We start from the raw sequence: 13064 nt of genomic DNA on the forward strand, positions 1-13064 counted from the left end.
AAGCAATAATGGAGTACTATTGAAACCTGACAGGTTTTTCCTTGCTCTCAAATACAAATAGTAAGATTGTTGACTTCCAAATAATTCAAAAGTCCAAAAATGAAAATTATTTCTTTTACGCTATTATTCGTCTTCTGCTTGTTGTTTACTGGGGAAACTCATGCACAAAATACCAAATCCGTTTCCAGTCCTGATGGCCACCTTGAAGTCAGGGTGTCTATAAGCAATGGCAAGGCCCAATATACGGTTCACTATCAGGATAAGGTAATGTTGGATAACTCTCCTTTGGGACTGGTGACCAATGAGGGAGACTTTACCTCCAATATGAGTTTTGTGGATGCTTCTACTGGGAAAATCGACAAGTCCTACACCCAGGATAAGATCAAGGCTTCCTCTGTAAAGTATCAGTCCAACACCTTGACTTATATGGCAAAGAATGAGGAAGGAAAGCAAATTGCTTATCACTTTCAGGTGAGCGATCATGATATCGCATTTCGGTATGAATTGCCCAAATGGGGAGATACCAGGGTAACAGTAGTGGAGCGGGAAGTGACCGGGTTTAGGTTTCCTTCAGTTACTAGCGCTTTTCTCTCTTCCATGATGAAGCCCATGACGGGCTTTGCACGAACAGCGCCCAGCTATGAAAGTGGCTATGTGACGGATGCGGCTTTGGAAAGCACCACAGCGGAATATGGCTATGTTTTTCCTGGCTTGTTTAAAATCGGTGAAAATGGATGGGTACTGCTCTCTGAAACCGGGGTAGGAAGTAATTATAATGGAGCACACCTCAGTAGCTTTAAAGATGGAGTGTACACCGTGGAATATCCCCAAATGGAGCAAAATAATGGCTTTGGGAGCACAGGCGCACAAATAGGTCTTCCGGGCTTTACGCCTTGGCGCACCATTACCGTTGGAAAAACGCTCCAGCCGATTGTGGAAACCACCATTCCTTTTGATGTGGTGGAGCCGCTGTATGAGGCTTCCCAAGCTTACCAATATGGGAAAGGCAGCTGGAGCTGGATCGTATGGCAGGACAACAGTATGAATTATGAAGACCAGGTGCAGTATGTGGATTTGGCTGCAGCCATGGATTTTGAATACATCCTGATCGACGCCTGGTGGGATGAAAGAATTGGCTATGAAAAGATGGAAAAACTGATCGACTACGCCAATTCAAAAGATGTGGATGTATTCCTTTGGTACAATTCCAACGGGACGGCCAATGATGCTTTCCAGACACCTTTGAACAAAATGAATACCTCTATCGCCAGGAAAAAGGAAATGAAATGGCTGAAGGAAGCAGGGGTGAAAGGATTGAAAGTGGACTTCTTCGGTGGGGACAAGCAGGAGACCATGCGGCTATATGAAGACATCTTGGTGGATGCCAATGACCATGGCTTAATGGTGATTTTCCATGGGACCACACTTCCTAGAGGATGGGAGAGAATGTATCCCAATTTTGTGGGAAGTGAAGCTGTCCTGGCATCGGAAATGCTCATATTTTCCCAAGGTGTCCGCGAGAAAGAAGCATTTTATGCCTCCTTGCATCCCTTTATCAGAAATGCAGTGGGCAGCATGGAGTTTGGAGGGGTTTTGCTTAATAAATTTCTTAATAGGGGAAATAGACAAGGCCAAGAGCGCTTGACCACAGATAGCTTCCAATTGGCCACTGGGGTACTATTTCAAAACCCTGTTCAGATGTTTGGTTTGACGCCAAACAACCTGACCGATGTGCCTGAATTTGAACTGGACTTTTTAAGAAAGCTGCCTACTACCTGGGATGAAACAGTCTTTATTGATGGATATCCGGGCAAATACAGTGTCTTGGCACGAAGAAGTGGCAAGCATTGGTATATCGCAGGAGTCAATGCTGAAAATACTGCCAAGACCTTGAAAATTGATCTTCCTATGCTCAAAGGGCAAGAGGTATCACTGTACAATGACGATAAAGAAAGACAGCCCAAACTCCAAACTGTGAAAGTTGGGAAAAATGGAGAATTGACCGTTATGGTTCAGCCAAGGGGAGGATTTGTGTTAACTCACTAAATAGAAGACCCGGATAAATGATGAAATCTAGCATAATCCCCAATGGATAAGGGCAAAGACCTGTCAGGGTTGTATATCCCTGTTAAACAAACCTGGCAGGTCTGCAACGATCGGACATCCAATAGGCATTGGTCTTCTGAGATGATTAATTCGTGATAATAACCAATTGCCTCATTTATAGGGTAGTATAAAAAATATAGACAGATGAAATTTATTTTCAGAATACTCATAATATCCGTGCTTATTTCAGGTACGGGTATTCTACAAACAAAAGCACAAAACCCTATCATTCAAACCTCCTATACTGCGGATCCCGCGCCTATGGTGTACAATGATAAGGTCTATTTATACACCTCCCATGATGAGGATAATTCAACCTGGTTTACCATGAATGACTGGAGGCTGTACACGACCCAAGATATGGTCAACTGGACAGATCATGGAGCTGTGTTGTCCTATAAGGAATTTAGCTGGGGCAAGATGAATGCCTGGGCACCTCAGTGTATAGAACGGGACGGGAAATTCTATATGTATGTGCCGATTACTGATAGAAACCATAAAAACGGCATTGGTGTAGCGGTAGCGGATAGCCCTTATGGCCCTTTCATCGATCCATTGGGCAAACCTTTGATCAGCAATAGTATGGCCGATATAGACCCGACTGTTTTTGTGGATGATGATGGTCAGGCATACCTGATGTGGGGAAACCCGGTGTGTTATTATGTGAAACTGAATGAGGATATGATTTCTCTTGAAGGGGAGATAGGACAGTTTCCCAATACGATATTAGCATTTGGCAAGCGTGAAGGGAAAGAGGATCCGCGACGTCCCACGACCTATGAGGAAGGCCCTTGGTTGTATAAAAGAAATGACCTGTATTACCTGCTCTTTGCGGCGGGTCCATTACCTGAACATATTGGCTATTCAACCAGTACCAGTCCGACTGGCCCATGGAAATACCAAGGCGTATTGATGCCCACCGAAGGCAGGAGCTTTACCAATCATCCAGGAATAGTGGATTTCAAGGGGAAAACCTATTTGTTCTATCATAATGGCGCCTTGCCCGGAGGAGGTGGATTTACCCGATCCGTCTGTGTAGATGAGGTGAAGTTCAAAGAAGACGGGACCATTGTTCCCATGACAATGACAGCAGGAATCACCAAGAGTTTAGGAACAATCAATCCTTATATCAAAAATGAAGCGGAGACCATTGCTTGGTCGGAAGGGGTAAAAGCCAATAAGAATGAGGTAGTGGGAAATTTTATAATAGCCACCAAAAACGAGGCCTATATCCAAGTAAAGCAGGTGGATTTTCGTGATAAAGGTCCTGCTGAATTTACGGCAAGGGTCGGGACTGTCCACAATGGCAATGTAAGTATAGAGATCAGACTTGACAGTATAGATGGAGCGCTATTGAGTACGGTCAATGTGCCGCTAACAGGAGGAGATGACAGGTGGTCATTGGTGTCCACCGAAGTAAAACAGGTGGAAGGTGTCCATGACCTGTATTTTGTTTTCAAAGGAAAAGCACCCAATAATATCCTGTATTTCGACTATTGGAGGTTTTCGGATTAGCCAAGTCTTTTTTCTGAACGAAATTTTGAAATCAGCAACAATACATTGAATCAATTCAAAAACAATAAAATGAAAAAACAACCTATTATCCTATTGGCTTTTTTATGGGCCACCTTTGCTTTTAATCAAGTTTTGGCAAGACAGAAGGCAGACAATAGTCCTCTGTTTACCAAGGTCATTTATCAGGGAGATGATCAGGTTTATAATGAAAATCCACTTGAAAAGGATGAATTTTATAACCCGATTCTTCAAGGATGTTATCCTGATCCGGCCATTACCAGAAAGGGTGATGACTATTATATGGTAGTATCCTCTTTCGCCATGTTCCCGGGGGTGCCGATTTTCCATTCCAATGATTTGGTGAACTGGACTCAGATCGGTCATGTACTGGACAGAACCTCCCAGCTAGATGTGCACGATACAGGAATCAGTGCAGGAGTGTATGCTCCGGATATCCGTTATAATCCGCATAACGATACCTTCTATATGATTACCACTGCATTTGCCGGAGGTTTGGGGAATTTCGTGGTAAAAACCAAAGACCCCATGAAAGGCTGGAGTGAACCGTATAAGTTGAACTTTCAAGGGATTGATCCCGCCATATTCTTTGATGAAGACGGGAAGGCCTATGTGGTGCACAATGATGCACCAGCGCAGGGAGAGGAATTGTATAATGGTCACCGCGTGATTAAGGTTTGGGAATATGATCTTGAGAAGGATCAGGTTATTGCGGGAACAGATAAAGTGATCGTCAATGGGGGAGTGGATCTTTCTAAAAAACCGATTTGGATCGAAGCCCCACATATCTATAAGAAGGAAGGTAAGTATTATTTGATGTGTGCTGAAGGTGGTACCGGCGGCTGGCATAGTGAAGTGGTTTTTGTCAGTGATGATCCAAAAGGCCCTTATGTCCCAGCACCAAGTAATCCGATTCTTAGCCAACGGTATTTATCCCAAAACAGACAGAATAAAGTGGACTGGGCAGGTCATGCAGATTTGGTATTAGGACCGGATGACAAGTATTATGGTGTTTTCTTGGGTATTCGTCCCAATGAAAAGAATCGGGTAAATACAGGCAGGGAAACCTTTATCCTACCAGTGGATTGGTCAGGAGAGTTTCCAGTTTTCGAAAATGGTTTGGTGCCGATGGAACCCAAGCTGAAAATGCCAGAAGGCGTGGAGAACAAAACAGGACAGGAAGGGTACTTTCCAAATGGTAACTTCACTTTTACAGAGGATTTTACTTCAGAGAAATTGGATTACCGTTGGATAGGCCTAAGGGGACCAAGGGAAGCATTTATTTCCAAAACTAAAGGCGGCTTGCAGATCAAACCTTTTGACACCAATATCAAAGAGGTCAAACCTACTTCCACGCTCTTCCACAGGCAGCAGCACAAAAACTTTTCTTTTACTACTACCATGGAATACCAGCCCCAGTCGGAAAAAGACTTGGCAGGTTTGACCAGTGTGCAAAGTGAAGCCTTCAATTATGTGTTTGGAGTTACCAGATCCGGAAAGAAAAATGTACTGGTACTGCAGCGAACTGAAGCACAGGGTAGAGGAAGAGACCGTGAGGTGAAGTCTGAAATCTTGGCGACTACGGAGATTGACCTCAAGAATCCTGTGTCATTAAGAATAAGTGCTAAAGGAGATGAATTTCAGTTCAGTTATTCCACCAACGGAACTGATTTCCAAAATCTGGGAGGTACAGTATCCGGTGATATCCTTTCCACGAATGTAGCCGGTGGCTTTACGGGCAATTTGATCGGTCTTTATGCTACCAAAGCCAATGATGCCTATCCTACGGAATAGATAGACTTAAAAATCCATTAACTCCAAAGCATGAAATACCTTTTTAAACCACCAACCTTAAGAAGTGGGGACTTTATGTCCTCACTTCTTTAATGACTATATCCTGAGTTGAAAATACCGAAGAATTAGGTAAAAAAGCCCTGCTCGAATAGGACTTTGGAGACCTTGACTTGTATGGGGTTAAGTCCAATGATATAATCGATTAATTTTAACCTATTTAATAACCTTATTATGTTTTATGTGATGAAAAACCTTACCAAAACCGTTTTTGCAATTGTCTTGCTCTTTAGCATCAAGCCTACGATGGCGCAGGATGGCACCATGTATCCAATTGACAACCCGGAGGAACCCAATGCCATCCCACTGGGTACAGGAGGTGTGGAAGGTCAACCTTCTCCCGAGAGCTGGTTCCGTCAATGGGGCGACCCAATGGCCAGAAATATCAGTACTGCCACCCTGACCCCTTTCTTTCCAGAACCCGGCAAGGCCAACGGCACGACAGTGATCGTAGCGCCCGGAGGTGGTTTTAGATGGCTTTCAATGGGCAACGAAGGTTGGGAAGTGGCCGAAGCACTAGCTGAGCAGGGGATCACAGCATTTGTACTCAAATACAGACTACATCCGACTCCCGAATCTTTGGAAGATTTTAGTAATTCCATGAACAGAACCTTTGAAGCAGCCTCTAAAGATACACAAGATGGAAAGGCTCCTCCGCGACCACGCAGGAACCTTTCGGATCAACTTGAAGACGCCGAAGCCGCCTATGCCATGATTGTTGAGCGCGCCGAAGAGTGGGGGGTAGATACAGACAGGATAGGTATGATTGGCTTTTCGGCAGGTGCAGGACTTACCATGCATTGCACACTCAACTCAGAGACCATGGATTTGGCCTTTATCGGTCCGGTTTATGGAGGTATGGGAGAAGTAGATGTGCCAAAGGATGCACCTCCAATGTTCAATGTAATTGCCAGCGATGATTTTTTGTTTAACGGGCAATTTGGTGTGATCCATTCTTGGTATAAAGCTGGTATACCGGTAGAGTTTCACCTTTACCAAAATGGAGGTCATGGTTTCGGTCTTGGAAACCCCGATCGCACCAGCAACAGTTGGTTTGAGGCTTTTATGCACTGGTTGGATGTGAATGACTTTCTGAAGGGGGACGACAAGTGAAAAAGTGGAGCTGGAAGTAAAATGATTTCATCAAAATGACCTTATCATGAATATGAAAACTAAAGAGAAACCACTTATACACAAATTAGGATTTAGTCATAGTACCATGGGGTTAAAATATTGGGGATTAGGCTTCCTATTTTACTTTTTGGCCGGAAATATGGCTATCCAGGCCCAGGAGGGTAACCCTGATTTTTCCTTTTTGGATACAGGACTGAGCTTTGAGGAGCGGGTGGATATTCTGGTGGATCAAATGACCTTGGAGGAGAAGGTAAGCCAAATGATGAATGCCTCTCCGGCCATTTCCCGTCTAAAGGTGCCCGAATACAATTGGTGGAATGAATGTCTACATGGTGTGGCCAGGGCAGGATATGCTACCGTTTTCCCCCAGTCCATTTCCGTTGCGGCTTCTTTTGATAAAGGTCTTATGAAGGAAATAGGCACAGTGATTTCAGATGAGGCTAGGGCCAAGCACCACGAGTTTATCAGAAATGGCAAAAGGGGAATTTATACCGGACTGGATTTTTGGTCACCCAATATCAATATATTTCGGGATCCACGATGGGGAAGGGGCCATGAAACTTACGGGGAAGACCCTTATCTCACTGGAGAATTGGCCTCTCAGTTTATTGAGGGCTTGCAGGATCACGATGGGAAATACCTGAAGACCATTGCGACTTCCAAACACTTTGCCGTCCATTCCGGTCCGGAGCCACTTCGGCATTCTTTCGATGTGGATGTGAGTGATAGGGATCTCTATGAAACCTATCTTCCGGCATTCCGCAAAACGGTCAAAGAGGCAAAGGTGTATTCCATAATGGGGGCTTACAATCGTTTTAGAGGGGAGTCCTGCAGTGACCATGACTTTTTGCTGAATAAGGTTTTGAGGGAGCAGTGGGGATTTGAAGGCTATGTGGTTTCGGACTGTGGCGCGATCCAAGATATTCATACGGGTCATAAGATTGCCTCAACAGCAGCGGAAGCAGCGGCAATTGGGGTTTCTGGTGGTTGTGATTTGAATTGTGGGAATTATTACACCCACTTGACGGAAGCGGTAGAAGAGGGGCTGGTAAGCGAGGAAGAGATTGATGTTGCTGTAAAGCGACTGTTTTTGGCCAGGTTCAAATTGGGAATGTTTGATCCTGAGGAAGCAGTTTCTTATGCCCAAATTCCTTTCGGAATCGTCTGCTCCGAGGCCCATAATACCTTGGCAAGGCAAGCAGCCCAAAAGAGCATGGTGTTGCTCAAAAACAAAGATAATTTGCTGCCACTATCGGTGGATCAAGTCAAAAAAATAGCGGTAATAGGCCCCAATGCGGACAATATAGAATCGCTTTTGGGCAACTATCATGGCATACCCAAAAAGCCGGTTACCTTTTTGGAAGGAATAAAGCGTAAAGTGGGCCCCAAAGCGGAGGTATTGTATTCTGAAGGCGTGCATCCGGCAGAAGGCTTTTATAACCTGAAGCCCATTCCTTCTGCTTATTTTGAAACTGAAGACGGACGTCAGGGCCTTAAAGCTTCCTATTATAATAACCTAAATTGGGAGGGTGCACCGGTTTTGGAGCGGATAGATGACCAAATTGATTTTTCTTGGGAACACCAGCCCATTTCGAAAGAGCTGATCGATAACTTCTCTGTAAAATGGGAAGGGTACCTGGTTCCTCCGGCAAATGGACGTTATGAATTCGGTGTGTTTTCAAAAAGAGGTATGAAAATACATATCGACGGGAAAGAAATTTCTAATGGAGCTGGTACCATCCACCGGGGAAGGTATGCCACCGATATTGTTTCCTTGGAAGAGGGGAAAAGGTATAAAGTTGAAGTGACTTTCTTTAGTGATGAGACCAATGCCATTGCCCAAATGCTGTGGGCCAGACCGGATGTGAGCAAAATAGATGAAGCGGTCAGGTTGGCCCAAAGTGCGGATTTGGCCGTGGTGGTGCTGGGATTATCCCAAAGACTGGAAGGGGAAAGCATGGATGTGGTCACTCCGGGATTTGATGGAGGAGACCGTACCGCGATCACTTTGCCTGCCCAACAGGAAGCTTTGCTCAAAGCTGTCAAAGCTACGGGAAAACCGGTGATTTTGGTGTTGAATGCAGGAAGTGCCATGGCCATTAACTGGGCCAAGGAAAATGTGGACGCCATCATCAGTGCTGGTTATCCAGGAGAAGAAGGTGGTAATGCGCTTGCAGATGTGGTCTTTGGAGACTATAATCCTGCGGGCAGGTTGCCAATCACCTACTACCAATCGGTGGAGGATTTGCCACCATTTGAAGATTATGATATGAAAGGCAGGACCTACCGTTATTTTGAAGGTACTCCGCTTTATCCATTTGGCTATGGACTCAGTTATACCCATTTTGAATATACTGAGCTGACAATTCCTGCTCAGGTAAAAGCTGGAGAAGCTGTATCCTTACGGGGGACAGGGCAGGTGATGAGGTGGTCCAGTTATACCTGACAGACCAAGAAGCTTCTACGTTGCGGCCAATTCGGCAATTGGAAGCTTTTGAACGGATACATCTGAAACCTGGAGAAAGTAAAGAAGTGCGTTTTACCTTATCCCCTAGACAGCTTTCCATGATCAATGCCCAATCCAAAAGGGTCATTGAAGAAGGACGTTTTACGGTGCATTTAGGTGGAAAGCAGCCTGGCTTTGAGGGTGATTTGGACGCGGAAACTACCATGGTGGTAAAAGGTGAATTTCAGGTCAAGGGAAGTCAGGAGCTAGCTGATCTGTAATTGCTTAAAGTTTGTGATTTTAGCAGTAGGCAATGTAGGAACGATCCCTTATGATTAAATTAAAAACCATTGTCCCATTAATAAGGAGGGACAATGGTTTTTCCATTCAAATTGAGAAAGGTTGGTTTTAAATTAAGCGCTTTTGAAAACCATATTTATTCCAAATGAACCAATACCAAGTTTTCCCATCCACTCAGGTCTTTATTGTGGCCGACTTTTTCCATAGCCTGGGTGATTTTGTTTTTGAATGTCCAGCAGGTTTCTCTTCTCAGGTCCAAGATTTCAGAAAGTTCATTTAGGGTAAGATCCACATCCTTTCTGTTGGATAGGTATAAAATATAGAAGGCTTTTTCTATTGGGAATTTTAGTTTATGGAATAAGGTTTCCACGGTCGGTGATTCAAAATAATTACAGTTTTTACATCTTCTGCCATGGTTAGGCGCCTTGGCATATTTATTATATCCGCATTTTTTACATATGTATTTGTCCTTCCATTTAAGTTCAGACAAAAACTGTAGGCAACTGTCCTTGTCAGGAAATACATTTTTGAAACTTTCAAAATCCAAGCCCTTCATTAGTGCCAGGTTTTTTGTTACTTCTTCCATATTAGTCCGAAGTTGTTCATTGTTTTTTCTCAGGTATTCATTGATCTGATTGACTTGGGTGTTGAGCTCTTGTAGTTTAAGATTGGTCGTTTGAAGTTGTACATTTTTGCTGGCCAAATCTTTTGCCATGTTTTCAATCTTTTCTGTTCTTTCTTTTACCTTTTGTTGGAGTTTATTGTTGAGCTCATCTGCTAAGCGGTTTTTCTCTTCCAATGCCATTGTCTTTTCCTCACTCACTGTTTTGTATTGTTCCTGAAGAAATTTTATTTGGTTGAAAATAGAAAGGGAAAATAGGACCACTTCCAGAAAGATTACCGGATGTACAAAATACCAGTTGATCACTTGGTCATCAAATAATGCAAAGGCGATGGTATGACTATTTATGATGACCAAAAATAAGCAGGCATAGGCGAAAATGTAGGACCAAGAGTAGATCTTGGATTTTAACAATAGTCTTAATCCAATGGAAAATGGTACCAGCATAATGGATATTGTAAGACCTATATAGGTTTTTCCTTCTATGTGAAATAGGGTGTCCTGGGCAAAAAAGAGGATACATTTAAGGATGATCGCAATGATGGTTGCACGAAACATCAAGCTACTTGTATTGTATTTTTGGACAAACCTGTTTGAAAACAGCAAAGTAGCTATTACCACGGCTACTTGTGTGATATTTCCTTGAGTTAAAAAATTGAACTCAGGATGATTTGGCCATAAATATTGAAAGCCCAAGCCGTCTCTGCCAAAGGAAAACCATATACAGGCCAGTATCAAGCCGGCAAAATAAAGGTATAAAGTATCCCGCAGTTTATAGACGAGATATAAATTGAAGACAAGAATAAGTGCTAATACACCGTAGTAGATTCCCAGAAAGTAATATTCATTGAGCGTATGCGCTATGAATTTTTCATTGGTCCGCAAATGCAGATTAAAGGCAAGCGGATAACTTCTCCTTACCTTAAAATAGTATGTCTTTTGCTCTCCCGGCCTTATATCAAGCAGGTAATTAAAGTTTTTGTGTTTGATATTCCTTTGGTAAAATGGAAAATCATAGCCTGAGGTATTAGCAGTAAAGCTACCGTCAGGATTGGGAAAATAATAAGTGAATTGGTTGATGTCAAAACCCCAAGATTCGAAATACCACGAATGATTATGGACTTCTTCCTGATTTTTGATTTTCAATCTTAACCAAATATTCTGGTCAAGGGCTTCATAAACAACATGAATATCAGAAACCGGCTCAAATTTATTTTGGTATGCTGAAGATGAAATATCCTGAATGCTTAGTTGTGATGAAGGGTCAACATAGTAATCCATATATTCTATGATATTGGCATAGTCTTTAACTTCTTTGATATAGAATATATTATCATTTTTTGACTGCCTACCATATGAATTTTGGAAAGCGATTAATGAATAGAGAATTACACTAATAATAAAATAATAGCGATTCATTTTACTTCAAAGGTTACTTGGGTATAAGATTAAGTGTTGAATATACGAATAAAATGCAAAGGTGCATAGCATTAAATTATACTAGTAATTAAGGCAATCGGATGAGATGGATTTATTTTCTTTAAGCGAAATATAAATAGGGTTTTGATAAAATTTGTTTTTTAAACAACTGAAAATCAATTGTTTGATTAAAGCGCAATTATCCCCTGTGTCACTGCTTCAAATTATTGAGTGAATTTCATCAAAAGTTCATTCAATGATAATGTGAGCGAAGTTTTTAACATAGGCTGTAGGGGCAAACTGTTTGATATTTAAGCGGATAAAAAAGTATTAACATCCTGTTTATCAGTGATTTGTGTGTATTTGTGATACTTTTAAATTGATTTTGTTTGATTTAAGTTTGTTTTGTGTCCAGATGATAAAGTAGTTTTTTGTTTGGATATATTAATAATAACCAAATAATAATCGTGAATTAAGTATGAGGAGTACTTTATTGAAAAGGAGTTCTTTAGTCGGCATAATATTTATTTTATTGAGCGGCTTTAGCACAAATGACCAACTTGGCTTCAAGGAGGTATTTATAGATGATTTTTATATAGGATCGGCATTGAGTGTACGAAACATAAATGCGGATAATAATAAGGTGAAACAAGTACTGTCAAAGAACTTTAACAGTATCAGTCCAGAAAATTTATTGAAGTGGCAATCAGTTCACCCAAGACCGGAAACCTACATTTTTGAATCCGCAGATCGCTATGTCGAATTAGGCGAACAGTTGGATATGTTTACCATTGGACATACCCTGGTGTGGCATAATCAAACACCTTCCTGGGTATTCAAAAATTCAGATGGAGAATTATTGGATGGCAATGCACTTACCAAACGCATGGAAGGGCATATTGAAACCGTGATGGGAAGGTATAAGGGAAGAGTACATGGTTGGGATGTGGTAAATGAGGCCTTTACTGATGATGGAGAATACCGCCAATCAAATTGGTATAGGGCAATAGGTAAAGATTATATCAAAACAGCTTTTCGGAAAGCCAAGGAAGTAGATGCAGCCGCAGAACTATATTATAATGATTACAATCTTTGGAAGCCTCAGAAGATAGATGCTGTGATGGAGATGGTGAAAGAAATGCAAGCAGAGGGCGTGCATATCGATGGAGTAGGCATGCAAGGACATTACGGACTTGATACCCCAACATTAGAACAAATAGAAGCATCGATCAAAAAAATTACCGATCGGGGTTTGAAAGTAATGATCACGGAATTGGATATTGATGTATTACCAAATCCCACCAATAGGCGTGGTGCAGATATCGATGACAATTTTGCATATGAAGCACAATATGATCCCTTAAAAAATGGTGTTCCGAAGGAAATCAAGGAAAAATTGGCCAAACGATATTTAGCGCTATTCCAATTGTTTCAAAAATATCGGACAGATATAACTAGGGTGACATTTTGGGGGATTCGCGACCAGGATAGCTGGTTAAATAACTGGCCTATAGTGGGAAGGACGGCTTACCCATTGGTTTTTGAAAATGATTACTCCATAAAGGAAGAAGTGATAAAACAAATAGAAGTGCTCAAAGATCAAGAGGAAGTGATGCCTTGATCAAGATGCATTTACCAAATACAGATTATTAA

General features: G+C 42.1%; 8 protein-coding genes. 7 read left to right on the plus strand and 1 reads right to left on the minus strand.

The genetic code is table 11. The annotated features are described in order from the left end of the window. Window positions 1–99: 99 nt before the first annotated feature. The 6 genes from KMW37_RS10750 (at window position 100) to KMW37_RS10775 (ending at window position 9351) form a co-directional block, all read left to right on the plus strand. Window positions 100–2046: a glycoside hydrolase family 97 protein gene (locus KMW37_RS10750; protein WP_215224626.1), complete on the plus strand. Its 1947-nt coding sequence runs from the start codon at window positions 100–102 to the stop codon at window positions 2044–2046. Between the two features lie 204 nt (window positions 2047–2250). After that, entirely contained in the window at window positions 2251–3621 is a 1371-nt protein-coding gene (locus KMW37_RS10755) for a glycoside hydrolase family 43 protein (protein ID WP_215224627.1), read from the plus strand. Between the two features lie 69 nt (window positions 3622–3690). Next, window positions 3691–5433, plus strand: coding sequence for a glycoside hydrolase family 43 protein (locus tag KMW37_RS10760; RefSeq protein WP_215224628.1), 1743 nt, complete (start codon window positions 3691–3693; stop codon window positions 5431–5433). 243 nt (window positions 5434–5676) lie between these two features. Further along, window positions 5677–6603 carry an alpha/beta hydrolase gene (locus tag KMW37_RS10765; protein WP_246581444.1) on the plus strand — a complete coding sequence of 309 codons (927 nt, stop codon included), beginning with the start codon at window positions 5677–5679 and terminating at the stop codon, window positions 6601–6603. Between the two features lie 46 nt (window positions 6604–6649). Continuing rightward, window positions 6650–9070 (plus strand): glycoside hydrolase family 3 C-terminal domain-containing protein, encoded by a 2421-nt coding sequence (locus KMW37_RS10770; protein ID WP_215224630.1) that lies wholly within the window; start codon window positions 6650–6652, stop codon window positions 9068–9070. Beyond that, on the plus strand, window positions 9052–9351 hold the full coding sequence (locus tag KMW37_RS10775; RefSeq protein ID WP_215224631.1) for a fibronectin type III-like domain-contianing protein: 300 nt from the start codon (window positions 9052–9054) through the stop codon (window positions 9349–9351). The genes KMW37_RS10770 and KMW37_RS10775 overlap by 19 nt, the downstream gene beginning before the upstream one ends. A gap of 155 nt (window positions 9352–9506) precedes the next feature. Here KMW37_RS10775 and KMW37_RS10780 read toward each other — a convergent pair whose 3' ends face one another. Continuing rightward, entirely contained in the window at window positions 9507–11411 is a 1905-nt protein-coding gene (locus KMW37_RS10780) for a 7TM-DISM domain-containing protein (protein ID WP_215224632.1), read from the minus strand. A 478-nt stretch (window positions 11412–11889) separates the two neighbouring features. Here KMW37_RS10780 and KMW37_RS10785 point away from each other — a divergent pair, with 478 nt between their 5' ends. Continuing rightward, window positions 11890–13032 carry an endo-1,4-beta-xylanase gene (locus KMW37_RS10785; RefSeq protein WP_215224633.1) on the plus strand — a complete coding sequence of 381 codons (1143 nt, stop codon included), beginning with the start codon at window positions 11890–11892 and terminating at the stop codon, window positions 13030–13032. Window positions 13033–13064: the final 32 nt, after the last annotated feature.

It is taken from the genome of Echinicola shivajiensis, from assembly GCF_018642165.1.
In the GTDB taxonomy this organism is placed as follows: Bacteria; Bacteroidota; Bacteroidia; order Cytophagales; family Cyclobacteriaceae; genus Echinicola; species Echinicola shivajiensis.

Excerpts from the sequence above, each read along its gene's own strand:
- KMW37_RS10750 (WP_215224626.1), top strand. The coding sequence starts at position 100 with ATGAAAATTATTTCTTTTACGCTATTATTCGTCTTCTGCTTGTTGTTT.
- KMW37_RS10755 (WP_215224627.1), top strand. The coding sequence starts at position 2,251 with ATGAAATTTATTTTCAGAATACTCATAATATCCGTGCTTATTTCAGGT.
- KMW37_RS10760 (WP_215224628.1), top strand. The coding sequence starts at position 3,691 with ATGAAAAAACAACCTATTATCCTATTGGCTTTTTTATGGGCCACCTTT.
- KMW37_RS10765 (WP_246581444.1), top strand. The coding sequence starts at position 5,677 with ATGAAAAACCTTACCAAAACCGTTTTTGCAATTGTCTTGCTCTTTAGC.
- KMW37_RS10770 (WP_215224630.1), top strand. The coding sequence starts at position 6,650 with ATGAATATGAAAACTAAAGAGAAACCACTTATACACAAATTAGGATTT.
- KMW37_RS10780 (WP_215224632.1), bottom strand. The coding sequence starts at position 11,411 with ATGAATCGCTATTATTTTATTATTAGTGTAATTCTCTATTCATTAATC.
- KMW37_RS10785 (WP_215224633.1), top strand. The coding sequence starts at position 11,890 with ATGAGGAGTACTTTATTGAAAAGGAGTTCTTTAGTCGGCATAATATTT.